Here is a 22,238-nt window from a genome sequence, read left to right as displayed (position 1 = left end):
AGGCAGGTCTATGGCCAAAGCGTCACCTTGTTGCTCCGCCTCGTCATCACGGGGGATAGAGACCGATCTGCAGGGTTGCGGTGACGGTCAGGCAGGTGAGTATTCCGCGGCCTTCCAGCACCATGAGCAGCCCCTCACCTATCAGGGCCCAGGCGCAGCACACCTTGATGCTCATGCCAAGGAATTCGATGTCGCCACCTAGGAGCGGCAGCGTCCCGACGATCGCCTTCTTCGTCGTGGTCATGCCTGCACCGTTGGAGCCGATTAGGGAGACCAGTCCGCCTTCGCGCACTTCGAAGTCCACGCCTATAACTGCCTTCGATAGTGTCGTGAGATGCGCCCGTCGCGGCGTGTCCGACGGCAGCAGTGCGAATCACGGCGCATGTGTCGCGCGGAATCGGGAGCGCAGTCATGCAGCTATCTCCACCGCTGGCGCATGCTGGCGCACGAAGGACGCATCCGCGATCGACGCGCCATGCAGATGCTTGACGAGCACGTGCCGCACACGGCCGGCGCGCCATGCCCGCCATTCACACCATGCCACGGCCGTGCCATCCTCGAAGATTAACTCGCCGCCGAGCCTCTGATGACGTAGCGCGAGGCTTTTAAGGTGGTGTGCGACAGAGTCCGCATGACCAGTATCACGTACGCCGATCCACAGGTCGATGTCGGAAGTCTTGCAAACATAAGGGAGTCCCGTCAGCAACTGCCAGCCGTAAGCACCGTAGACGCGCGCCGGGGCAAGGCATCCCGCGAGTTGCCTGCCCAGCGTGCGCCAGGCGACGCGAAGATTGCGCGGCAGCAGGCAGGCTGCATCGTCGAAACGCGGGAACTCGTCAAACCATGCCAGCGCACTGAGTGGGACATGGATCAAGAGGCGCCGCCGTTCCCATTGCAGCGGGGCCGGCAGGCCGAGTGCAATCGGCGCGTTGCCCGATGCGTCCAAGGGCTGCCGCGCGACGACCAGCGGGAGCCGATGCGCGGCCCAGTGATCGATGCATACCCGCGACTGTGCGTCCCATGAGCGCGCGCGGACCGCGGCCCAGCCCGTCTCCGAAAGAAAAGCCAGCCGGTGGCGGCGCAGCGGCACCATGGCGATCAGGCTACTTCAAGTACGCGCGGCCCGACCGCGGCAATGGGGCGCCGTCGGCGGCGCTCGGCGCCGTTGATGGCCCATCGATCTTTCTTCGGCGTGACGCCGAACGGCGCGACGGCCGTGGTCGGCCGGCCGCCGAACTGCATGGCGGCGTGCAGCAAGTTGTCATCTACTTTGATGCCATGCTCCCCGCCGAAGCGCCGGGAGCCGATAACGTTCCAGTCCATGTTCTTATTTCTCATGCAAGGCGCAGCACCGCGCACTTCGGGCACATCGAAATCAGGCACGCCCGCACCTTCCGAAACACTCAACCGCGGCTACTGCGCGGGTCGCGTCGTCGCCCTCCTCCCTCGTTCGCAAGCATGCGCGGGCGAGCCGCCAAGCAGGGGCCTGTTCGCTAAGGGCCGAAGATCGTTGACGACAACCAGTACTAAGGCACTAAGTGCAAACGAGATGGGGCAATAGTGCTGAACCAGCTTTGACTCGGATGCCTGGTACTGCCGTAACAATGCACCCGGCTCTGTACGATCGATTCGGTCCAAACAAGGTGGTGGCAAATGTGGCGCGCGGGGCGCCCCCTGTCGCCCATGCCGGGTCGCGCGGCCCTGACTCTCCTGCACACGACGACGGACTAAGTTCAACTCCCACCTTTTGGAGCGCAGTGAGGCAATGGCGTCAATGCCCTACTTGGCGTCCCAAGTGGCCTTGCGTCGCAGGGGAATATTAGACCGTTGCCGGTTGCCGCAGATCTGTCAAAGACCGACGCTGAATGCCATCTGCGTCAAAGTTGGATGGACTGAGCCAACATTCCAACGCGGAACGAATTGCAGGCCACTCGCTGTCGACGATGGAAAACCACGAAGTATCGCGAGAACGCCCCTTGTAGAGCATATGTTGGCGAAAGGTTCCTTCGAACTGGAAGCCAAGCCGCGCAGCCGTCTTTCGCGAGGGTTCGTTGAAGCTATCGCACTTCCACTCGTAGCGCCGATACCCCAGTTCATCGAACACATACTTCATCAACAGAAACTGCGCCTCCGTGGAATACGGCGTGCGCTTGAGCAGCGGTGAGAACATCACGCTACCGACTTCAACCACACCGTTTGCCGGGTCCATTCGCATGAGGGCAAGCGTCCCGACCGCCTTGCCAGAGGTGCGATCGATGACGGCATAGTGAAGTGGGTCCTGCGATGCAGCGGCCTTCTTGATGTATTCCTCAAAGGCGATCTGATCAGAGAACGGGCCCATGACCATGTAGGTCCAATCGCGCCCATCTGAAGCAACTCCATACGCCTCATAGAGTTCGCGCGCATGCCGCGGATGGAGTGCCTCAAGATAACAATATCGACCCTCAATTGCCCTTCGCTCAGGACGGGGCCGACCGGACCACTCAGGCATCGGTTGCCCGACCGGTTGGTTGTATTGATTTGAATAGTTGCTCAATTTCATATCTGCAGACAGGTTGAGGGTTGAGGATTGAGGAGCTTGCTGCGACATCATTGCGGCAGAGCAGGCGTCGCGAAACGTCGGTTCTGGAGAACCGGTAGCACTTTCCTTGCATGCTCGATACGCTTCATGTCGACGTCTGCAAAGATCAAACCGGGGCCTTCGGCAGCACGGGCCGTAGCCACACCCAACGGGTCCACTACCATGCTCTGGCCGATGTTGTTGGGCCCGCACTCGCCGCAGGCCAGGACGTAGCAGGTGTTCTCAAGGGCCCGAGCCGTAACCATCACTTCCCAGTGCGCTTCCTTCATTGGGCCCTTGACCCACGCTGCCGGAACCACGAGCACATGTGCGCCGTCAAGCGCCAGTCGCCCGGCCAGGTCCGGGAACCGAACGTCATAGCAAGTCAGGAGACCCATCTTGAGCCCGTCGATCTCCACGATCGGTGGCAATTCGTGGCCGGGCTCCACGTTGTCGGACTCCTTCGTGACGAAAGCGTCGTACAGATGCAGCTTTTTGTATTGGGCGACGATGCGACCGTTCTGCACGACAACAAAGATGTTGCCAACTCGTTCGTTTGCCGTCGGCACGTGCACCGTCATCATGAGGGTCACCGGAATCTCTTTGGAGGCCTCTAGCATGCGCTGCATGAACGGCCCATCGAGTGCCTGGGCCGACTTCTTGGTGTACTGAACATCCTGAGGATCCCGACCAATAACGCCTTCAGGAAGCACGAGCAGCTTCGCGCCCGACTCGCGGGCCTTCACCATCAACGCAACATACTCGCGTGCGTTGTCTTCCCAGTTCCGGCCCACCACAACTTGACCAAGGGCGATCTTCATGATTTCCTCTTCACTTTCAAATAATCAGAATCGTTCCAGCATCTACGCTAGTCCAGCGCGATGTTCTTGCTCTCAGCGAATTTCCGCAGTGCCTCGCGCCCCTTGCGCTGCTCCTCCAAGAGGGCGTTGCCAATGAGGTTGTCTGGCACCTGACCCATGCTCACGAGGCGCGCTTGCATTTCCGGCGACCCCTGGACGGTTCTCAATGCGTCCTGCAATCGCTTGACAACGGGTGCCGGGCTTGCCCGCGGGGCGTAGAGCGCATTCCAGCCCTGCAGCTGCATCTGCGGAAAGCCCAGTTCCGCGAAAGTTGGAACGTTGGGAAGTCCCGGCGGACGCGTGGGGCCTGAGGTGGCCAGAGCTCGGAGCTTTCCTGCCTTAATGAACTCCATGGTGGTTGACTGGGTATCGAACTGCATGTCAACAACTCCGCCGAGCAAATCGGTTTGCGCGGGGGCCGGGCCCTTGTACGGGACGTGCATCAGGTTGATGCCGTATGCCGTATTCATCAACTCCCCCAAGAGGTGATTGTTGGTCCCAACTCCTGCTGTTGCGTACGAGACCCTCCCCGGTGCGGCTTTGGCCTTATCAACCAGTTCGCCAACAGTTCGCACATTTGAGTTCGCGTTGACGACGAGCAGGTAGGGAACAAGGCTCACTCGACCGATCGGCACAAAGTCTTGATCGGGGTCGTAAGGCAACTTCCTCGTGGTCAGTGCAGGCCCAGTCACCATGACGCTTGAGGCACCTGCCAGCAGGGTGTAGCCATCGGGCGCAGATTTGGCCACGAACTCTGCTCCGATCGCCCCTCCCGCTCCTGCTCGGTTATCTACAGTGATGGCTTGCCCGAGCGTTTTGCTCAACGCCGCTGCTAGGAGGCGGGCAGTCTCGTCAGAGGAGGAGCCAGGAGTTGTGTGAACGACAAGCTTTAGCGGGCGAGCAGGCCAACTTTCCTCGGCCGAAGCTTGGCATGCAGCAGCCAACGCAAGCAGGCTAAGTACGGCGCGGCGGCGACCGATGCAGTTCAGAGTCATGTGGAGCCTCTCCGGAAGCAATTGTTGAGGATGAGGTGAATCTATCGACCCGACACCGTCCATCAAAGGGCCACTTTGGCGGTCGCGGAGGGTCCAATCCACTCCGGATCCCAGTGTCACGAGTGAGAAGTTCGTTGAACGACGGCCCGCCAGCACTACCCGCAGCCATCAGAGAGGAGCGCCACGCTGAACCGCCTCTGGAAGGTTCACAAGGCATCTCGAGGCCGACCGTTGATGAAAGCCAGCGCGTCATTTGGGCATGAAAAGGCACTGGCGCTAGCGCTCCAGCCGATGGAAGCCTAAGAGAGTGTGAAAACACTAGCCGACTGAAACTCCACGCTGCCTACCAACTTCCCATGAAACCGCACGACCGCGTACTGTCACAGCGATCTGCTGCCCTAGTCGCCTTTCGATCACAGGCTTCCACGGCACCAGGTTGAATCCCATACCGTCGTCAAGCATGGCGTAGCGCCCACTGGCGAGAATGATGCTGCGGCGGTAGATCCCGGCAACGCGTTGGCCGTCGACGACAGGTCGAGGCTCCAGTCCGGTTTCGGCAGCAATGTCCTTGGCGGCTTGCGCTACCTCCCTATTGCGTAGCGTCGCCAATAGGTTGCGCGCCAGGATCACGCGCTGGCCACGCCGCTCGGCAAGTTCGTGTTCGGCCAGGAAATCGGCACGCTTCTGTAGTGCCTCCTTGACCTCGCTGCCAAAGCCCGAGTCGCCCAGTCCTTTGCCCCCGCCGATCAACTGCCGATCCAGCCAGGTGGCGCCGATCACGCGGGCCTGCCGCTCAATGGGCAGGTTCGATTTGAGTTCCACCGCCACACTCCCGCCCAGGCGTCGCGCGTCATACTGTCGGCCCCGTTCGCCCAGGTCATGGGGCACATGCCAGATGCCTTCGGCCGCGCGCTCCACGATGCCGGCGCGGCGCAGGGCTTCCAGCCTCCGCACATGGGCGGCCACAAGGTCGCGCGGGTCGCAATCTGATGTGACCTGTCGCTGCGCGACAGCCAGATGATGATCGGTGCGGTAGACGCCGTTCACAGCCAGCGTGGAGATAGCGCGGTCAGCAGGATGCACGTCGGCCGAGCCTTTCACTTCCACCACGGCGCCGGTAGGGTACTGCCCCAGCTCCGAGCGGGCCGGTAGTGCGACGTAGTGCGCCTTTCCGTCGATGCCGTCGATGACCAGGTAGCCCTTGTCGGACAGCTCATCGGCTATCCCTTTGCCGATAACACGACCGACAATCGCGCGACCGTCATCGCCGGGTTGGAACACCACGAGTTCACGCTGCTGATCCTTGAGCGCCCGGCGCATCGTGACCAACGCATCCTCGCGCTCGCCCATGGCGGCGAGCATCTTCTCCATGCCGGGCTCGAGCTTCCATCGGTTCGCATCCACTCGCTCAGCTAGCCCCATCCCTTCGAGCCGCTGCAGTCGAGCGCCTAGGACGTTTTGGTGCTCGCGATTCGGAGAGTTGCCCGTCAGGTCGATGCCGTCCCGGCTTGCTTGCCGGATCAACGCTCGATCGAGACTGGTCAGTCGCTGCTGATCCACTTCACGTATCAGGCTCTGCCGTATCTCGGCTTCCGTGCGCGGCCCCAGCCACTCGGTGGCGATCTCGCTCGCTCGCATGCGCATGCCGTGCGCCATGTAGTCCGGTGAGATGACCAGATCCTTCTTGCTGGCGGTGCGACCGTTCAGCACGATGTGGATATGCGGGTTGTCCGTGTCCCAGTGATCCACGGCGACCCAGTCCAGTCGGGTTTCCAGGTCGACCTCCATGCGGCGCATGAGCTGGCGGGTGAACCCCTTGAGATCTTCCAGCTCCAGCCCGTCCTCGGGCGAGACGATGAAGCGGAACTGATGGCGGTCGCCATGGCCGCGTTCCTGAAATGCCGCGAGGTCGGCCACGTCGGTACCTTGCCCGTAGGCCAGGCCCCTCTGTCCGCCGCGGGTGACGCCATCGCGTTCGATGTATCGCAGGTGGACGGAGACGGAGTTCGAGCTGGCGCCCTGGAGCACCACGAAGCGGGTCTTGATAATGACGCGTCTTGCACTCGCACCCAGGCGCTGGCCTGCTATGGTTACCGCGACACGGCCTCGGCCGAAGGTGTTGGCAGGCCTCCCTGCGTTCTTGCCAGAGCGCTTCGCGCCGGCCTTCGACACCTGCTTGAGCACCTGCAAAATGAAGCGCGGCGAGCGCGGCCCGTCGCGCGATCTTGGCACGGCGGGCTTGACGCGAAAGCGATCATCGTCACCTCCGGGCATGGCGAAGCCCTGAGCGCACTCTGGCGCAGTCCATCGAAGACGGCACGCGCCAGACGCTGCAACCATGCGGATTCCCGTGTCTGCAAGGCACCGGCGAGACCGCTCGCGGTGCCGCCGAAAACCCACGTGCAGACTGGCTTGGCGGGTGGTGGCGTGCCACCCCTTTTATCTGGCCCTCCGTCTTCGCCTCCCGCATCCGCTCCCGGCTCCGAACTGCCGCCAGCCGCGCACAAGGTGCGCAACGCTGCCGAAGAGGCAGCGACGGTGCAACTCGCGCTGCACGCTGACGGCGGCCCCTCTGCACGGCGAGGTGCAGCACGGACGCACGTCCGGCTGCAGCTCGGCTGCATGCTCGGTCGCTGGACACGGTGAAGTTCATGGCGCACTCCATGTCCATAAGGGCCGCGCGACCCCAACCACGGCTGACACAGAGACGGGCCCGAAATACCGGCTGTCGAACGACGCCGGGTTTGTGTCACCGAGCAGGAACAGTTCGCCCACCTCGAGGGGACGGCATTGCGACCAGGCTTGCAGCGGGCGATGCGCCCCGTCATGCGTTCGCAGGCTCGCCACCACGGCACCGTCAATGCGCACGAGCTGATCGCAAACACACACCGATTGCGGCGCGAGTGCGCCGATGCGCTTGAGGATAGGCACGCCGCTCGGCAGGTAGCCGCGCCGTGCCGCGAAGGCTGCCACGTCGGCCGGAAGCCGTGCCAGCACGATGCTTCCGACGTGCAGCGAGGCCGCGCTACCCAGGCTGCCGATGCGGTACCAACCGCGCGGCACGCTATCACTCGGGTTGTAGACCACGAGCACGCGGTCGCGTGTCGCCACCAGCATGACGGCCGGCGCGCACAGCGCAGCCAGGCCGACGCCCATGCAGGCGAAGAGCACACGCGGCGTCATCGCAGCGCCCGGCGCGCCAGATGTGCCGCGTGCCGTTCGGCGGTATAGGCCGGCAGCGGCTGGCGTGCAGCCAGCCGGTTGCCGACCGTGTGCCAGTACGTGACGGCCACTGCGGATGGTTCGATGCCCGAGGCCTCGATCGCGTCAATTGCCACCAGCACGGCCTTGACCTGGGCCTCGCCATCGGCGCGCAGCAGAATGCGCGCGCCCGGCTGTACACCGGCAACGCGCTGTGCGCCGTGGGACGGCATGGGGGCCTGCAGCACCATCAGCTGCCAGAGCGCCGCGCCATAGTCGTTGCCGATCCACTTGACACGGCAGCAGACCGCATCCGGCTCGAAGATCGCAACGCGCCGCCAGCGATCGAGGATGGTCTCGCGCGCCGGCCGACCGAAGCGCAGCCAGACGTTCACGCGATGCTCGACGAATGCCAGTGACACTCGCATGGGGGTCGGCCCGCGAGTGGTCCCCGGAGACACGACGGCTGGAGGCGAGGACCGCGCAGAAATCGGCTGCGGCTGCATCACGGTTCACCTCCGCCGTACTCGCGCTCCAGCAACTCGCGCAGCATCTCGGCCGCGGTCACGCCGCGCTTGAACGCGACCACCTTAATGTGACCTCGAAGCGCCGGCGTCACGTCGATGGTTAGGCGCGCGGTGTAAATCGACGCCTTGTCCGCGCTTGCCGGTTCGTCGGCGCGCCGCACCCAGGCCGACGCCGGATCGGCAGCCGGCCTGCGGCCGATCGGTGCGCGCTTCGGCGGTGCCGATGTCGCTCGCGACGTCATCGCAGCATCTCCCGCACGGCCTGCGCCAGCGCAGCGATCTCGCGCGCCGCGGCGCATGTCGGCGCCGCTTCGCAGGCGAGTCGACCGGCAGCAACGCTGTCGGCAAACACGATGCGCTGCGAGATTTCAGCGTGCAGTGCAGCGAACGGCTGATCGGCCAGCGCCGCGCGCGCCTCGCGCCCGATGACAGTGCCGACCACGCGCCGATTGATCACGAAAGCGGCGCGCAATGCGGGGCGAAACACCCTCGCCTCGATGACGAGTTGCACCATCTCATGGCTGGCCCACACGTCGTAGGCACTCGGCTGCACCGGGATCAGCACCAGGTCGGCGGCCAGCAGCGCGGAGCGCGCGAGGGCTGCGACACGGGGCGGCCCATCGATCACCACGAAGTCGGCCTTCAAAGCGATCTGCGGCGCCTCCTGGTGCAGCGAGTCCCTTGCCAGTCCGAAGACGCCGTACAGCCGCTCCTGGCCGCTCTGAAGCCGCCGCTGCGCCCAGTCCAAGGCCGACCCCTGCGGATCGGCATCCAGCAGCGTGACGCGGCTTCCCTGCAGGGCCAGTTCGCCGGCCAGATGCGTGGCCAGTGTCGTCTTGCCTGCCCCGCCCTTCTGGTTGAGCAGCGCGACCACCTTGCCGGGGCGGCTGTCCTCTTTTCCTGGCGAGCTGGTTTCGGAGGCCGGGTCTGCCTGATTTGCAGTCGCCGAACCATTGCCCATTTTTTGAGCAGCATCTGCTCGCGCGCGCGTGACTTCCATTTATGTATCCCTTTAGATGTTTAGGGAGGTCCGAAACCGTTGCTGGGCGCGGCTTGCGGGCTGTTTGGCGCCGGTGATCCACCGATAGATGCGCCGGTGATCCACCGAGTCGCGTGCCGGTGATCCACCGAGTCCGTCCCCACGTCATCCACAGGCTCTTCAACAGAAGTTGTGGACAAGTCGGTTTGGGAGGGCTCGGCTGGGGTTGGGCGGAATGCCAGCCATTCGATGCCGCCGCTGCGCTCGATGAAGAGGCGGTAGCCCGGCAGCGCCTGTCGTACAGACAGCCCGCGCACGTGCGCGGCGAAGTCGCGGTAGCGCTGGAGCGCCCCGGATTTCAGGTACAGGTGGCGCATGTCGAAGCGCCAGCCACCGGGCTGCCGTCCACCGTGCTTGCGCACGAGCCGGTACAGCCAGCGCTCAATTCCTCCGGAAAGCCGGAAGTACGTGGGATCGAGCGTGAGCACCAGGGCTTCGTCCATGACGCCCGAGAAGAACCAGTCGGCCAGGATCAGCTCGATACCGTCGGCGCGGCCATCGGGCCGGAGGTACTCTTTCCACTCGTTGATCCAGGAGAAGCGGTGCACACGCATGGCGCCGTTCGCACGTTCGCGCTGGCGCAATGTGGTGGCGACGGTGGTGGACTGTAGGCGGTCCAGCGCGGCGCGCAGCGCCAGGTAGTCGCTGCGGCCTGTGCCGCGCTGCGCGAAGCGCAGGATCTCGTAGGGCGTGGCCACCATCAAGCGCGAAGGCGCGATGCCCTCCTTCTTGGCCTGGACGATCTGGCTGGCGGCCCAGATCAGCACGTCGGCATCCCAGATCGTGGCAATGCCATGTTCCGGCACGCCCTCGACCGTGAGCGACACGCCACCGGCGTCGAAGCGGATCGGCACGGTGCGCGGCGACTTGGCCAGCGAGAAGAACGGGTAGGCCATCAGGTCCTGTGCATCGCGCAGCGCCATGTCGCCCGGCAGCGCGCGGAACAGCGAGAGCTGCTCGCGTTCGCTTGGGCGCTTCGACATGGATGGAGCCTCCCTGCCCTGCATCAATCAGCGGACGGAATCGCGCTGCACGTAGCCGGGATCGGAGGTCATGCCGTAGGCACGGCTGTCGGCCCAGGCGCGCAGGTCCTCGACCGCGTAGACCACGCGCGCGCCGAACTTGCGGAAACGCGGCCCACCCCCGAGCACGCGGTGCTTTTCCAGCGTGCGCGGGGACAGACGCAGGAAGGCGCCGGCCTCGTCGGTGGTCAGGAACTCGGGGTTGGCGGGCGCGACGGGTGCTGCAAGGGGCTGCGGCGGGGCCGCCGCAGCGCGGACGGGAAACGGGGAACTGGCACTTGCCATGAGGGCCTCCATCGCTGTCGAGGGGCCGCGAACCATTCGCAGCCCAATGGAGGCAGTCTCGAGAGTAAGGGCCTTCTTGCGCAGGGAGATATTCAGCGCATCGGTTCGTCTCCGGCGGGCTCGGCTGCGGTGCGCCGTACGCCCGCGAGGCTCAGATAGCCGCCGCCCATGTACGCTTCGGCGCGCCGCAGCAGGTGCCGGACCTGGGCGCGAAGTTCGCTGTCGGCCTGCCAGCGCAGCGCCACGGCTTCGAGACCGAACAGGGCTTGGGCAATTTCTCGGTGCGTCGCGCCAGCCTGCGCGCCATCGAGCGCCTGCAGGGCACGAAGGTGCAGCAGCGCTGCACGGGTGACAGCCCGCATGGACTCCTCGGCTGGCGCATGGCCCCGAAGAACCTGCGCCTGCGCATTGAACGCATCCAACTGGCCGCGCAGGCCGGGGCCAAGCGGAACGGTGAAGGCACAGGCCGCGCCGTCGACAAGGTCATCAGCCAGTGACATGCGCATGCGATGTGCGGATACCTCGGTCAGCAGCGTGAGGCCTAAGCCGCCGAGCGCCAGGCGCTTGCGGCCGGGCACGCGCCAGAGATCGAAGGACGGCCGAGTCGACGCACCGTGCGCGCGTGAAGCGCGCACGTGCAGCAACTCGTCAGCCGCCGTGATCCAGCACGGCCGCGCTTCGCGCGCATCAAGACGTGGGTCTTCGGCGCTGTCGCAATCCCCACCGCTCGAGCGATGCGGCGCGCCGCGCCCAATCCGCTTGGTACTGTGGATGGCGGCGCAGGTATTCCCACGCGAGTGCGGGGCTGTCGAGGTCGAGCGTGTAGAGGTAGGCCGCCGACGCGCGCCAGGGCGCGCTCGGCAGGCCTTCGGCCTTGCGGTCGGTCATGGCAGAACTCACTTCTTCTTGCTTGGAAGAACACTGCCACAGGCGTGGCCGGCATGGCTGGCTTTTGCGGCGACGCGCTCTCGCGCGGGCGGCGACGATCCCACGCGCCAGCCAATGAAGATCAATCGTTGATCGATCCGTCGCGCTGCGCGTCGACTGTGTAACCCGAGAGCGGCTGCCGCGGCTTGAAATGCGGATCGGCGACGATGCGCAGGCCCCGCGGGCCGCGTACACCTTCGAGCGCCGACAGGCTCACGTGCCCGAGTTCAGGAAAGCCAGTACCGGCATCGGTCAGTCCATAGGCGCGATCACCATCGGCATCGAGTTCGGTGAGCAGCCAGCAGGCGGGGGCGTCCAGCGTGTACAGCTTGACGACAGGATGGGGGTCGACGGCCTGGCCACTGGCGCGCGCCGCGCCATTGGCCAGCATCTGGTCACGCTGCTGTTCAGTGAGGATTGCCATGGCTTCGGGAAGAGACCTTGGATGCTAGCGACGGACGAGAACTTGTAAGTCAAATTGGTGACTTCACGCGACTCAAAGCCTGCATGAAGCACTGCTGCTGCAACGCCTTTCGCGCCGGCACAAAGCCAATGCTTGATGAGAATGCACCGTTGAACACTATAGATTGTAGCCCTATAGAGGTCGATGGGTTGTCATCGCCGTTCTCCGACGAACGACCGAATGACCTCCACCACACACTCTTTCCCCGCGGCCCTCAAGGCTGTCCGGAAAGCCCGTGGCCTGAGTCAGGAAGCGTTCTCCGACGTGTCGAGTCGCACGTACCTGAGTTCGCTCGAGCGCGGCCTGAAGAGTCCGACCCTGAGCAAGGTGAACGACCTGTGCGAGGCCATGGACGTGCATCCACTCACGCTGCTGACGCTGGCCTACAGTGACAACGACAGGACCAGAGACAAGCTCTTCGAGCTTGTACGACGTGAGCTGGCCGAAATCCAGGGCTCGCAAACAGAATGAAAGCGCGGCCGTTGGGCCGCGCTGCGACGCTACGCCACGATGCGGCCTGCCAGCCGCGCTTCACGTGCGTAGCCGCTGAGCCGCTTGTCCGCGACGAAGTAAAGATCGCGCTCGATGGGCAACCCCCACTTCCAGCGCAGGCCATCCAGCTCCGCCAGGCTTACATAGCCCAGTTCGGGAAAGCCTTGCCCGAGATCGCAAAGCCCAAATGCGATTTCTTCCGAATCAAGTTCGGTGAGCAGCCAGGTCGCCCCCGCACTGGGCGTGAACAACTTGACCACCGGCCGCGGGTCGAAGTCGGGATTCTCGGCCGACTCCCGGCCGTTGGCCAGCAGTAGCGCGCGTTGTTCGTCGGTGATGAGCGTCGTCATGGTCTTTCTCCTTGGAAGGATGCCGGGCGGAATTGCCCGAGACCGGAAGCGGCACGGCGCAGCGCAGCCGTCAGGGTTCGAAGACGGCCGCCAGGACGCCAGCGTGCAAGGCACGCGCAGACCTTGACGGCCAGACCGGCGTGCGACGATGAAGGGAACAGCAAGCCAGCCCTCGCCCTGCATGCACCCGCATCGCAAGCGGCTGCGCGCAGCACCGCAGGTGCGAAGGCGTCAGGGATGGAAGCCCGAACGGGGCGAGACGCCATGGGCGGCTCGATGCGCCAGCACGACAGCGCGGTCCGGCACAGCCGGAGACGCACAGAAGCGTGGAACATCGGAAGCGCATCTGCTGATACCCACCGAATCGCGAACCCGGCGTGGCGCATCTCCGCAAAGCCACAGACACACGAACCCGAGACGTCGGCTTTACGACGAAGTGCGAACACGACATCACGCTTTTGCGCCGATCTGCGCTTCCGCAAAGGAACACGGCACCAGGAACTGGAAGCCAGACACGACAAAGGCCCGCGAGCACTCCGCGGGCCGTCGAAGCGATTGGCGGAAGACGGCACCCCGCCGCAGCGGGGCGCCGAGGGCGACTCTCAGTCGCCCTTGCTGCGCGACCAGATCAGGTTGTGCGCGCCGTCGTCGCCCTCGACCAGGCGGGCATAGATGGTCGCCGGGAACGACGGGTCGTCCAGCGTCACCGACAGGTAGGGCCGGTCCGCCTTGCTGACCTTCTTCCACGCCGCGCCGATCTCGAGCCCGTTGCCCGCGATGACGCGGTAGTCCGGGGCGTTCTCGCTCGCCTTGTCGCTGGCGGCGATCTTGACCTTGACGTTCAAGGTCAGGGTGCGAACCGTGCCGGTGTAGCCGTCGCCCGAAGTGGTGAAGTTACCAATGGTGCTCATGATGAAGTCCTTTCGAGGTTGATCCAGGTCCGCGCCCATCGCGGCCTTGGCGTGATCCGGACGGCGCGGGTCCGGGCGCGCCGCACCCCAAAGCAAAGCGCAGGGGCCGCAGCGCAGCGAAGAACCGGGAGTCCCGAGAAATTTGCCTCGCGAGGAATCCGCGTAGCGGAGGGGAAATTTGTCGGGACGGACGGTTGCGGCGATGAAGCCCGAGGCAAGCGAAACGCAGAGCAGCGCCGCCGTGCCCGCGCCAGGATTCACGACACATACAAGGCCGTGGGCGCGGACCTGTCCTCGCAAGGGACGCATGCGCCCGGCAATAGCCCGACGAGACGGCCTCCCAGCACGGATTCGGCTGCGGCCGAATGCGAGGCCGACTGACCAGCGAAACCAAGAGAGAACGCACCGCCGCATGGCGGCGGCACACAAGATCGGCATCGGGGGCGTGGAAGAAGGTCAGCATGGCAGACGGCCCGCCGGTGACACCACCCGTTTTCAGGGGGCCTGTGCCCGCCAGCGTCAGGGACGGCGCCGCATTTCGGAACCCAGCGCAGCAAGGCCTGTCGCAGCCCTGCGCCCGTCCTTCGACGGGTGCTCACTTTTGAGATGTCGGCGACGCAGCCGTTGGATGTGAAAACGCGCGCGGCACACTTGCCGCGCGCGTCGCGCCGATTCAAAAAAGCCCCGGCCCGCAGGCCGGGGCGCCATGCTCACGCGACAGCGTGCATATCCTCGCGGTCTTCTGCCTCGGCACCGCCGCTGGACCCGACATCGGTATCTGTCTTGCCTTTCGGCACGGCCTGCATTTCGGCGACATCCCCCTGCCCTCGGAACATCACGGGCAGCCAGCCCGTCCCCGCCGCCAGCCGTTCGGCCTCGCTCGCGATCTCGGCCTTCCTGAGCTTGCCAAGCCGGTTGACATGATCCGGCGCGAACGCCAGCACCGCTTCCAGCGCCTTGGCTTTCGAGACATGCTCGAAGTAGCCCGCAGCAGTCGGCGTCCACCAGTCGTGCATGTCGAGGTCCACCGCTTGCGCGAGCGCAGCGGCGGGCACTTCTTCCTCATGCGAGGCCAGCGCGCTGACCGTGAAGGCCACGCACACCGCCAGCAGCGACAGCAGTTCCTGCTGCGGGAAGGCCAGCAGTTCGTCGAACAGCGCATCCGGGTCGCCGGGCAGGCGATCGGCCCACGCCTGTCGAACCTTGCGCATGCCCACCGCCGCCGGCGCTTCCCCGATGTCCGGCGCATGCAGCCCGAGCCCGTCCTGCGGCCTGGCGGTGATGTCGACCGGCGAGCCGCCCGAGCCATAGCTGTCCACGATCATGCGCAGCGCAAGCCGATGCACCAGCGCCACCAGCGCGACGTGCGGATGCCGGGCCACCTCGGCCTGCAAGGCCGCCGTGCGGTGCGCGCTCAGGCGCTTCGCCAGCTTCTCCGAGATGCCGGGCTTGGACGGTTCCTCGGTGGCCGCGTCCGAGCCACTGGCGTTCGCGTCCTCCTCCTCCCGCGCCTGTTCCCGCAACGCCTTGGCCTGTTCCTCGCGCAGCAGGCCGCGATGCACGACCACGCCGCCCATCGGATCGAGCGACACCACGGCACCGGCCAGCGCCACCACGGCCGGCGGGTACTCGATCAGCTGGCGTTCGATGGCCTCCAGTTCGTCGCCAAGTTCGTCCATGGCGTTGTGCAGCGCCTGCGCCTGCTCGTCGGTCATGTCCTCGTTGTCGTCATCCAGCCGCTCTTGCAGCTCCGCTTGCCGGTCCTCCAGCTTGGCGATGCGCTTGGCCTCGGCCTTGCTGGGTTCGCGGCGCGTGCTGCGCGCCCGCTGGAACTGGTACAGGTCTGATGACGTGGCGCGTGGGACGGCATCCACCCAAGCCCACCCTTCGGCCCGCACCTGCTCGGCCATTAAGGCGAGCCTGTCGCGCGCCAGTGCGTCCAGCAGCGCGCCGTCCGTCAGGAAGACTCCGTTCTGGTCGTCCGCGAACAGATCGCGGCGAACCCCACCGCCCGCCTGCTCATAGGCCTCTACCCCGACGAACCGCGCCACCGCATCGCGGCTCGCGTCGATCTCGTCGCTCGTCAGGCGATCGCGCAGCGCCTCCGGACTGCGCTGCCATTGCGGCGATTCGTAGAACGCGGCTTCCTGTGCCGAATGATCGTCGGTGATGGCGAGCGCCATCAACTGCTCCAGCGACACGGCCTGCGTTTCAAAGTCCGCCAGCAAACGGGGCGAGACGTTGGCGAGCTTGAGCCGCCGCTGCACCACGAGAGGCGTGACGCCGAAATCGGCGGCGATATCTTCCACTGGCCGGCCTTCGGCCACGAGGTCCTTCCATGCGAACAGCTCCTCGATGGGCGACATGGCTTCGCGCTGCACGTTCTCGGTGAGGCTGACAGTGCGGGCTGCATCATCAAGCACCAACAGGCAATGCACCCCGTGGTTCTTCGCCAGCTTGCGACGCTTGACCAGCAGCTTCAACGCGGCCAAACGCCGCCGCCCGGCCACCACGTCGTAGTGCTCACCATCGGGCCCGGCCACCACGGTGAGGTTGTGCAGCAGGCCGACGCGCACGATGCTCGCGGCCAGTTCGGGAGCCGACGTGCCGCCACTCTTGCGCACGTTGCGGCTCGAAGGCCGCAGCTTGGACAGCGGAATCAGCAGCAGTTCCTGCGAGGCCGCGACGGCGACGGCAGCGCCGGCCGTGGCGACGGTGTTGGCTTCTTGAAAGGTAGCGGTGTTCATGGTGTAGCTCCTATCGGAACAAGATGAAGAAAATGGGGAACGGATGGAGGGGCTGCGCCCCTCCGGGCTGAGGGTTCAGGCCTTGAGCTGGCGCATGCCATCGGCCAGCAGCCACAGGGCGCGGTTCAGGCGCAGGTTCTGGTCGATGCCCTGCACCGGGCGCGTGCTCTGGCGGCGCCCGTTGGCGGCGCGCCCGTTCAATCCGCCCTTGATGAGGTTTTCCTGCGTGCGGTTGAACACGCTCCACAGGTCCCGGCTGTCGTCATCCGTGCGGCGCGGCATCAGGATTTGCGTTTCCGTGATCGGCGCGGACTTGTCCGGATCGTCGTACTTGAGGGCCAGTGCAGCTCGGGCAAACACCTCCGACTCCTCGGCGTCCAGCGTGACCGCCTGCATGGATTCGCGCGATGCGTGCGCCCGGTCGAAACCGCTCAAGACTTCATAGGCGCCTTCGACAACGTGCCCCGCCACATCGCCCTTGTGGGGTACACGCACGTCCGCCACGGTGTCGCCGCACACCAGCCCGTTCTGGCAGACGAAGCGGAACATGCCCGCCAGCATCTGGTAGCTGCTGGTGCCGTCATGCGAGTTCAGCAGGATGATTTCGTTGGCCTCATGGCCGTTGATCTGGCTGGCGTGGCGCAGCCGGACCATGTGCTTGGTGAAGTCGCGCCGCCCCTCCTGCCGCACGCGGGTCTGGCACACCATGAAGGGCTCGAAGCCCTCCCCTCGCAGTTCGGTCAGCACGGTGGCCGTGGGGATGTAGCTGTAACGCTGCGAGCGGCTGCCATGGGGAGCGTCCGCGAAGATGGATGGGGCCACGGCCCTGATCTGGTCGTCCGACAGTGGGGATTCCGAGCGCAGCACCGGCGAAGCCGGTGCGAAACGGGAAGCAAGTTGCATGGTCTTTCTCCTGACAAGGTTGGCTGTTGAACAACCCCACCGGATTCCTAGATTCGGAGCCCTCTTCGGGTCTTCCGGTGGGGTCGGCACGAAGAACCCGGTTGGCCTCGTTGCCACCGTCTTTCCTGAGTTCATCGCCCGCGACGGTCAGGAGCGCGCGGCCGGGTGCCGTCAAGGAGGAAAGCGCCAGGGGTGGTGCGGCCCGCAGGCCGCAGCCGAGGACACGGCCTGGCGCGCCTTGACGTCACCCGGCCGCGGGCTACAGTCGCGCACAAGGTGATGAGGTCAGGAAAGAGGCTGGACAGGCAACGGACGCCTTCTGCGCGGACCCCCGCAAGCAAAGCGCGCAGGCCCGGATCAACGAACCGGGCCGGAGGCGTCAGTCGAGCGGAGCGAAGGAACGATGGAAGCCCACAGGGGCAAGGCGCCAAGGGTGGCTTGATGCGCAAGTACGACAGCGCGGCCGGACATCACCGCCTTGGCCGGCGACGCCCGAAATCAGCTACTGTTGTGAGCCGTTCAAACCAGCAACACGGAATCCGGATGAGCACCACCCCAACAACAGAGACACGCGTGGCCGTCCTGGTCGATTGCGACAACGTGCCGCCCGACATCCTCGAACATGCGCTGCGCATGGTGGCGCAGTTCGGCCGCGTCGTGCTGCGCCGCGGCTACGGCAACCAGGGCACGCTGGCCAACAAATGGCAGGACGCCTTGGTGCGCCTGGCCTTCACACCCTGCCTGCAGTACCAGTACGCCGCCGGCAAGAACACCGCAGACATTGCCCTGGCGCTCGATGCGCTGGAAGCGCTCTTCGACCAACGGGCCGACACCTTCTGCCTGGTCACCAGCGATTCCGACTTCGCCTACCTGTGCCGCAAGCTGCGCGAACGCGGCGCCACCGTCTGCATCGTTGGTGAGCCCAAGACACCCGACGCTCTGCGCAACGCCAGCGACCAGTTCTTCGAATGGGTCCGCCCGGAGCCTCCGGCGGAGGCAGTCGTCGAGGCCGCACCGAAGACCACGGCGAAAGCAGAGGCTGCCAAGGCCGAGCCGCCAAAACAGGAATTGCCCAAGCCGGCGCCGAAGCGCCGGCCACGCTTCCTCGTCGAGGCCGTGTCGCTGCTCGCCAGTGACACGTCAGAAGGCAAGGTCGGCCTGGGTGTCCTGGGCCAGTACCTCAAGCGCACCGACCCGGCCTTCTCGCCTCAGACCTATGGCCACTCGGGACTGTTGAACATGGTCAAGACCTATGACCTGTTGGCGCCTCAGCAGGAGCAAGGCGGCCATTGGTCGGTGAGCCTATTGCCCAAGGCCGAGGGCATCGCAGAAGCCGACGCGTCGCGCGCCTAGTCGTCGGCACAGGGGCCCGAAGGCCCCTGGGTCACAGAAGCCCTCGCTCGGCCATCGACAGGACCGTGCTGCCCGCGACGATCAGGTGATCCAGCACCCGCACATCCACCAGCGCGGCCGCCTGCTTGAGCGTCCGCGTCAGATGTTCGTCGGCCAACGAAACCTGGGCACAACCGCTCGGGTGGCAATGCACCAGCAGGAGCGCAGAACTGTTCAGCGCCAGCGCATCCTTGACCACCTCGCGCGGATAGACCGAGGTCTGCGTCACCGTGCCCCGGAACATCTCGACGTAGTCCAGGACCACATGCTGCGCATCCAGGTGGACTACCGCGAAAACTTCATGGGGCAAGGCCCCGAGCCGCGTCCGCAGGAAGTCCTTGACCACCGTCGGTGAAGTCAGCACGTTGGCGCCACGCACCCTGCTCGCCAGCACCCGCTGCGCCGCAGCCAGCACTTCATCGGCCTCGGCCGGCCGGTACGCGCCCGCGGCATCGCGAACCAGCAGCGAAGACGAAGAAACCGAAACGAAGGAATGGAGGGAAGAGAACAGATCGTGCGACATGGCGGACTCCAGTGCTCGGGCGGGATTGCCCGAGACCGGAACCGGCACGCCGCAGCGCAGCCGTCAGGGTTCGGTGGACGGCCGAAGGACGCCAGCGTGCGCAGCACGCGCAGACCTTGACGGCGAGAACGGTGTGCAAGGATGAAGGGAACCAGCAAGCCGCCCCACCACGCAATCCACCCGCACTGGCAAGCGCAGCGCGGTGGCTCTTCCATGAGGAAGGGGCACAGGACGCTGATAAAAAAGAGGGTCAGAGGCTCGGATTCGGCGTAACCAAACGGCCTGCCGGGGCCTTCCTTTTGACTGACGATGGAGATGTGCGTGAGACGATCCGAACTATATGCGTTGGTCTGGCAGACACCGCTTCGCCATCTGGGGCCGAATCTCGGCCTGTCCGATGTCGGGCTCTCCAAGCTCTGCCGCCGATACAACATCCCTGTTCCGCCCGTCGGCCATTGGACCCGTCTCGCGGTCGGCAAGATCTGTGTGCAGACCCCGTTGCCGCCTTCCGACGTGGATCACGAAATCCACTTGCCGGAGAAAGACACCACGGCGGCCCGTTCCTCCGACGCCACGAGGATCCAGCAGGTCCAGCATGCGTTTTCCCGGGCCAAGGATGCCGTCGTGCTGCAGCCCATCGATGTCCCGCCCTCACTCGATCACTGTCACCCGCTGGTGGCGAAGACCGCCCGCTTCTTCCAGTCCATCGAGCGCGATGAGGCGAAGTTGGCAGTGGAGGCCGAAGAAGCCAGGCGACTGCGCAAGCCCTTCTTCGGCGCCATGTCGAGGCACCGGATGACCTCGGGCCGGTACACCTCGGGCAGCGGCTGCCTGCGCATCACCGCGACCCTCACCCACATCGATTGGATTCTCCGTTTCCACGAAGCGCTCATCCGGGGACTGATCGCCGGAGGCTGCCAGGTCGTCGCTGGCCGGGGAGACGCATCGAACACGGTTGAGATCCGGCGCGCGGGCGGCGCCATCAGGCTGAACTTCTCCGAACAGGTGGAGAAGATTGCGCAACCCAAGCGCCCGGATTTCCTCTTTCATCGAGATGAATACAGGGCCGTCGATGGCTTCAAGCTGAAGCTGGAGAGAGACTGGCACGTCATCGCCCGCCAATGGACAGGCAACCGCGAACAGTTGGAGCAACAGCTTCCGGAGATCACACGCGCCCTGATCGCATTCCCCGAAGCCGAAGCAGTCAGGTCCAAGCTGGTGGCCGAAGAAGCCGCCATCCGACGACAGCAGGAGCGGGAAGCAACTCGGGCACACAACATCGCGATGGCCGCAGAACAGGCGCGTGCCCAGCGCCGGGAAGCGCGGGCGAATCAACTACCTCGCGCCATCGCGGTCGGCCAGTCCCTGGCGACCTATCACAGCGCCCTGGATGTGCTGTCGCGCCTGGAGGGGATTGCCAGCGATCAACCTGAGGATGACGCATTACGTACATGGATCGCACTCGTGCGAAGCAGCCTCCAGGACCCCGTGCATGAACTGGCCGCCGCGTTGCGTGCCGAAGCAGCGCAGCCGGCACGGCCGCTTTGGTGGCCGGAATGAGGCGCGCCCCCAGACCACATCACCAACCTTCGCAGAAGCGATCGGAACCCGACATGGCCGAAAACCGCCGAATCCTTGCGCACGTTCTCATCGAGATGAACCCGCTCACGGGCCAAGGCGCGGAGGCCACCAAGGCCGCACTGCGGTCGGCGATCCAGGTGGGGTCGAATGCCCAGGTTCTGGAGCTGAACGTCTACCCCATCGCCGCGGGAGACGGAGCGCGTCGTGTGAAGGCACAGATTCCGCACTCGGAACCCTCGGACCATGATCAGGTCGTCGAAGAGTATGTGCACAGCGGCATGCAGGTACAGATTTTCCGCAATGCAGGATCCAAATCGCCGCCCACCTACTTCGCCGTGGTCGTGAACCCGAACGTAAAGAACCCCAGCGGAGGGGTTCTCCACGCAAAGTCCTACACCGAACTGAAGCAAGTTGCCGAAGCACGAGCCGAGCGCAAGGCGTTTCTGCTGCAAAGAAAGAAGAGCAGAGATTGAGGAGTATCGGCCCAACACCCACCTTGATCAGAGTGCACGAATGTTCACCATGTGCTGAACGCCTCTTCCGATTCGCACACCTCCGCTCCGGTACGCCTCGCATTGCTACAGCGAGTTGGTCTCAGCAGACATGCCCGGCAATCTATGGACATTCCGCAACGGGATTGGACGCGCTGCGGAAGAACCGAAAGGCAATGCCCATGCGAGCCCAGACCAACCGTGAATCGAGCGCACGCGTCGCCACTGACCATACCGATCAACGAGTCCTGCAAGCGGCTCGTCTGCTGCAGGAGGCGCTCACGCTCCTTTGTGACGACTCAACGATGCTCTTGGCGCAAACGATCAAGCGCGCCCCCGACAGGCTTTTGAGACTGCCTGAAGTCGAGCGCCTCACCGGCCTGCGCAGGTCAGCCGTCTACGAACAAATGCGCAGGGGCATCTTTCCGCGCTCGGTGAAAGCCGGACAGCGCACTGCGGCGTGGCCGGAGAGCGCAGTGCAATCGTGGATCGCGGACCGCATCCGAGAGCGGGCGCCTCGAACCCGTGCGCACCAATCGCAGCACGGCCCTCTGGGAAACCTTCCGGAGAGCGCGTGACGCGCGCCCTTGGAGAACGCCGACGTGCGCAGCACGGCGATCGTGAACAACGCCGAAACGTACATTGCCGGTTGCCGAGCCGGCACCGGACCGGGTTGGTTCAGATGCCGATCTCGCTCCTGTATCTCCACCTTGCGCCAGCGCTCATGGCGTCTTGTCGCATTCGTGGAATGGTTCTCTGAACTGATGGAGCCCATCTAGAGCGCGCGGCATGAGAGCTTGGCCAGAGAGTCGATCAGCGCGCCGAAGCGGGCGAGAGCCGCCGATGCGGCGCGTAGATCACTGAAAACGGCGGCGTGCACTCCCGCGTCGGCGGCAGCACCTCGACAGCCCGGCCCCGGCGTGCGATGAAGGTCTGGCAGCCAAGCCGCTCAGCCCCAGCGAAACCACG

Annotated in this window: 23 protein-coding genes and 3 pseudogenes; 5 read left to right on the top strand and 21 right to left on the bottom strand. The window is 65.0% G+C overall.

The genetic code is table 11. The annotated features are described in order from the left end of the window. Nucleotides 1-55: 55 nt before the first annotated feature. The 16 genes and pseudogenes from RZE77_RS09635 to RZE77_RS09560 form a co-directional block, all read right to left on the bottom strand. Nucleotides 56-367 (bottom strand): annotated as a pseudogene (locus tag RZE77_RS09635) (ATP-binding cassette domain-containing protein); the annotation flags it as partial. 42 nt (nt 368-409) lie between these two features. Then, a complete protein-coding gene (gene mdcG, locus RZE77_RS09630; protein ID WP_319441638.1) occupies nt 410-1,093 on the bottom strand; it encodes a malonate decarboxylase holo-[acyl-carrier-protein] synthase in 684 nt (227 codons plus the stop codon). Nucleotides 1,094-1,098: 5 nt separating this feature from the next. After that, nucleotides 1,099-1,383, bottom strand: coding sequence for a hypothetical protein (locus RZE77_RS09625; protein WP_319441637.1), 285 nt, complete (start codon nt 1,381-1,383; stop codon nt 1,099-1,101). Nucleotides 1,384-1,837: 454 nt separating this feature from the next. Further along, a pseudogene (locus RZE77_RS09620) lies at nt 1,838-2,542 on the bottom strand (GNAT family N-acetyltransferase); the annotation flags it as partial. 47 nt (nt 2,543-2,589) lie between these two features. Further along, entirely contained in the window at nt 2,590-3,384 is a 795-nt protein-coding gene (locus RZE77_RS09615) for a deaminated glutathione amidase (RefSeq protein WP_319442330.1), read from the bottom strand. A gap of 44 nt (nt 3,385-3,428) precedes the next feature. Further along, on the bottom strand, nt 3,429-4,244 hold the full coding sequence (locus RZE77_RS09610) for a Bug family tripartite tricarboxylate transporter substrate binding protein (protein ID WP_319441636.1): 816 nt from the start codon (nt 4,242-4,244) through the stop codon (nt 3,429-3,431). Between the two features lie 489 nt (nt 4,245-4,733). Further along, nucleotides 4,734-6,689, bottom strand: a complete 1,956-nt coding sequence (locus tag RZE77_RS09605) for a DUF3363 domain-containing protein (RefSeq protein ID WP_319441635.1) — start codon at nt 6,687-6,689, stop codon at nt 4,734-4,736. Between the two features lie 375 nt (nt 6,690-7,064). After that, a complete protein-coding gene (locus RZE77_RS09600) occupies nt 7,065-7,598 on the bottom strand; it encodes a S26 family signal peptidase (protein WP_319441634.1) in 534 nt (177 codons plus the stop codon). Next, a complete protein-coding gene (locus RZE77_RS09595) occupies nt 7,595-8,044 on the bottom strand; it encodes a DUF2840 domain-containing protein (RefSeq protein WP_455685328.1) in 450 nt (149 codons plus the stop codon). Before RZE77_RS09595 ends, RZE77_RS09600 begins: the two co-directional genes overlap by 4 nt. 77 nt (nt 8,045-8,121) lie before the next feature. After that, entirely contained in the window at nt 8,122-8,385 is a 264-nt protein-coding gene (locus tag RZE77_RS09590) for a chromosome partitioning protein ParB (protein WP_319441633.1), read from the bottom strand. Continuing rightward, nucleotides 8,382-9,143, bottom strand: a complete 762-nt coding sequence (gene parA / locus RZE77_RS09585) for a ParA family partition ATPase (protein ID WP_319441632.1) — start codon at nt 9,141-9,143, stop codon at nt 8,382-8,384. Before parA ends, RZE77_RS09590 begins: the two co-directional genes overlap by 4 nt. Nucleotides 9,144-9,343: 200 nt before the next feature. Then, a pseudogene (locus RZE77_RS09580) lies at nt 9,344-10,189 on the bottom strand (replication initiator protein A); the annotation flags it as partial. Nucleotides 10,190-10,192: 3 nt separating this feature from the next. Then, on the bottom strand, nt 10,193-10,489 hold the full coding sequence (locus RZE77_RS09575) for a helix-turn-helix transcriptional regulator (RefSeq protein WP_319441631.1): 297 nt from the start codon (nt 10,487-10,489) through the stop codon (nt 10,193-10,195). Nucleotides 10,490-10,581: 92 nt separating this feature from the next. Continuing rightward, nucleotides 10,582-11,124, bottom strand: a complete 543-nt coding sequence (locus tag RZE77_RS09570; protein ID WP_319441630.1) for a DUF2285 domain-containing protein — start codon at nt 11,122-11,124, stop codon at nt 10,582-10,584. 52 nt (nt 11,125-11,176) lie between these two features. After that, on the bottom strand, nt 11,177-11,389 hold the full coding sequence (locus RZE77_RS09565) for a transcriptional regulator domain-containing protein (protein WP_319441629.1): 213 nt from the start codon (nt 11,387-11,389) through the stop codon (nt 11,177-11,179). 109 nt (nt 11,390-11,498) lie between these two features. Then, a complete protein-coding gene (locus RZE77_RS09560) occupies nt 11,499-11,840 on the bottom strand; it encodes a DUF2958 domain-containing protein (protein WP_319441628.1) in 342 nt (113 codons plus the stop codon). A gap of 219 nt (nt 11,841-12,059) precedes the next feature. On the opposite strand from RZE77_RS09560, the gene RZE77_RS09555 reads away from it, so the two are divergent. After that, complete coding sequence (locus tag RZE77_RS09555; protein ID WP_319441627.1) at nt 12,060-12,350, top strand: helix-turn-helix domain-containing protein; 291 nt, start codon at nt 12,060-12,062, stop codon at nt 12,348-12,350. A 29-nt stretch (nt 12,351-12,379) separates the two neighbouring features. On the opposite strand, the gene RZE77_RS09550 is transcribed toward RZE77_RS09555, so the two are convergent. The 4 genes from RZE77_RS09550 to RZE77_RS09535 all read right to left on the bottom strand — a co-directional run bounded on the left by RZE77_RS09550 (nt 12,380) and on the right by RZE77_RS09535 (nt 17,282). After that, nucleotides 12,380-12,721, bottom strand: a complete 342-nt coding sequence (locus RZE77_RS09550) for a DUF2958 domain-containing protein (protein WP_319441626.1) — start codon at nt 12,719-12,721, stop codon at nt 12,380-12,382. 602 nt (nt 12,722-13,323) lie between these two features. Further along, entirely contained in the window at nt 13,324-13,632 is a 309-nt protein-coding gene (locus RZE77_RS09545; protein ID WP_319441625.1) for a DUF736 domain-containing protein, read from the bottom strand. A gap of 710 nt (nt 13,633-14,342) precedes the next feature. After that, complete coding sequence (locus RZE77_RS09540) at nt 14,343-16,379, bottom strand: ParB/RepB/Spo0J family partition protein (protein WP_319441624.1); 2,037 nt, start codon at nt 16,377-16,379, stop codon at nt 14,343-14,345. A gap of 75 nt (nt 16,380-16,454) precedes the next feature. Continuing rightward, nucleotides 16,455-17,282 carry a DUF932 domain-containing protein gene (locus tag RZE77_RS09535; RefSeq protein WP_319441623.1) on the bottom strand — a complete coding sequence of 276 codons (828 nt, stop codon included), beginning with the start codon at nt 17,280-17,282 and terminating at the stop codon, nt 16,455-16,457. Between the two features lie 543 nt (nt 17,283-17,825). Here RZE77_RS09535 and RZE77_RS09530 point away from each other — a divergent pair. Then, nucleotides 17,826-18,635, top strand: coding sequence for an NYN domain-containing protein (locus tag RZE77_RS09530; RefSeq protein ID WP_319442328.1), 810 nt, complete (start codon nt 17,826-17,828; stop codon nt 18,633-18,635). A 31-nt stretch (nt 18,636-18,666) separates the two neighbouring features. Here the strand turns inward: RZE77_RS09530 and radC are convergent, their stop codons facing one another. After that, the gene (gene radC / locus RZE77_RS09525) at nt 18,667-19,197 is read right to left on the bottom strand and encodes a RadC family protein (RefSeq protein WP_319441622.1); all 531 of its coding nucleotides are present in this window, start codon (nt 19,195-19,197) and stop codon (nt 18,667-18,669) included. Between the two features lie 321 nt (nt 19,198-19,518). Here radC and RZE77_RS09520 point away from each other — a divergent pair, with 321 nt between their 5' ends. The 3 genes from RZE77_RS09520 to RZE77_RS09510 all read left to right on the top strand — a co-directional run bounded on the left by RZE77_RS09520 (nt 19,519) and on the right by RZE77_RS09510 (nt 21,847). Then, nucleotides 19,519-20,757, top strand: a complete 1,239-nt coding sequence (locus RZE77_RS09520; protein ID WP_319441621.1) for a hypothetical protein — start codon at nt 19,519-19,521, stop codon at nt 20,755-20,757. Between the two features lie 53 nt (nt 20,758-20,810). Beyond that, nucleotides 20,811-21,251 (top strand): hypothetical protein, encoded by a 441-nt coding sequence (locus RZE77_RS09515; protein ID WP_319441620.1) that lies wholly within the window; start codon nt 20,811-20,813, stop codon nt 21,249-21,251. A gap of 200 nt (nt 21,252-21,451) precedes the next feature. After that, nucleotides 21,452-21,847 carry a helix-turn-helix transcriptional regulator gene (locus tag RZE77_RS09510; RefSeq protein ID WP_319441619.1) on the top strand — a complete coding sequence of 132 codons (396 nt, stop codon included), beginning with the start codon at nt 21,452-21,454 and terminating at the stop codon, nt 21,845-21,847. The last annotated feature ends 391 nt before the right edge of the window (nt 21,848-22,238 follow it).

It is taken from the genome of Variovorax sp. SPNA7 (genome assembly GCF_033807855.1).
Classification (GTDB): Bacteria; Pseudomonadota; Gammaproteobacteria; order Burkholderiales; family Burkholderiaceae_C; genus Variovorax; species Variovorax beijingensis.
The sequence above is the reverse complement of the archived record's forward strand: the minus strand, read 5'-3'. Positions and strand labels throughout refer to the sequence as shown.

Bases quoted from the DNA above. Each gene is read 5' to 3' on its own strand.
- mdcG (WP_319441638.1), bottom strand. From the start codon at position 1,093: ATGGTGCCGCTGCGCCGCCACCGGCTGGCTTTTCTTTCGGAGACGGGC.
- RZE77_RS09605 (WP_319441635.1), bottom strand. From the start codon at position 6,689: ATGCCCGGAGGTGACGATGATCGCTTTCGCGTCAAGCCCGCCGTGCCA.
- RZE77_RS09600 (WP_319441634.1), bottom strand. From the start codon at position 7,598: ATGACGCCGCGTGTGCTCTTCGCCTGCATGGGCGTCGGCCTGGCTGCG.
- RZE77_RS09595 (WP_455685328.1), bottom strand. From the start codon at position 8,044: ATGCGAGTGTCACTGGCATTCGTCGAGCATCGCGTGAACGTCTGGCTG.
- RZE77_RS09590 (WP_319441633.1), bottom strand. From the start codon at position 8,385: ATGACGTCGCGAGCGACATCGGCACCGCCGAAGCGCGCACCGATCGGC.
- parA (WP_319441632.1), bottom strand. From the start codon at position 9,143: ATGGAAGTCACGCGCGCGCGAGCAGATGCTGCTCAAAAAATGGGCAAT.
- RZE77_RS09575 (WP_319441631.1), bottom strand. From the start codon at position 10,489: ATGGCAAGTGCCAGTTCCCCGTTTCCCGTCCGCGCTGCGGCGGCCCCG.
- RZE77_RS09560 (WP_319441628.1), bottom strand. From the start codon at position 11,840: ATGGCAATCCTCACTGAACAGCAGCGTGACCAGATGCTGGCCAATGGC.
- RZE77_RS09555 (WP_319441627.1), top strand. From the start codon at position 12,060: ATGACCTCCACCACACACTCTTTCCCCGCGGCCCTCAAGGCTGTCCGG.
- RZE77_RS09550 (WP_319441626.1), bottom strand. From the start codon at position 12,721: ATGACGACGCTCATCACCGACGAACAACGCGCGCTACTGCTGGCCAAC.
- RZE77_RS09545 (WP_319441625.1), bottom strand. From the start codon at position 13,632: ATGAGCACCATTGGTAACTTCACCACTTCGGGCGACGGCTACACCGGC.
- RZE77_RS09540 (WP_319441624.1), bottom strand. From the start codon at position 16,379: ATGAACACCGCTACCTTTCAAGAAGCCAACACCGTCGCCACGGCCGGC.
- RZE77_RS09535 (WP_319441623.1), bottom strand. From the start codon at position 17,282: ATGCAACTTGCTTCCCGTTTCGCACCGGCTTCGCCGGTGCTGCGCTCG.
- RZE77_RS09530 (WP_319442328.1), top strand. From the start codon at position 17,826: ATGAGCACCACCCCAACAACAGAGACACGCGTGGCCGTCCTGGTCGAT.
- radC (WP_319441622.1), bottom strand. From the start codon at position 19,197: ATGTCGCACGATCTGTTCTCTTCCCTCCATTCCTTCGTTTCGGTTTCT.
- RZE77_RS09515 (WP_319441620.1), top strand. From the start codon at position 20,811: ATGGCCGAAAACCGCCGAATCCTTGCGCACGTTCTCATCGAGATGAAC.
- RZE77_RS09510 (WP_319441619.1), top strand. From the start codon at position 21,452: ATGCGAGCCCAGACCAACCGTGAATCGAGCGCACGCGTCGCCACTGAC.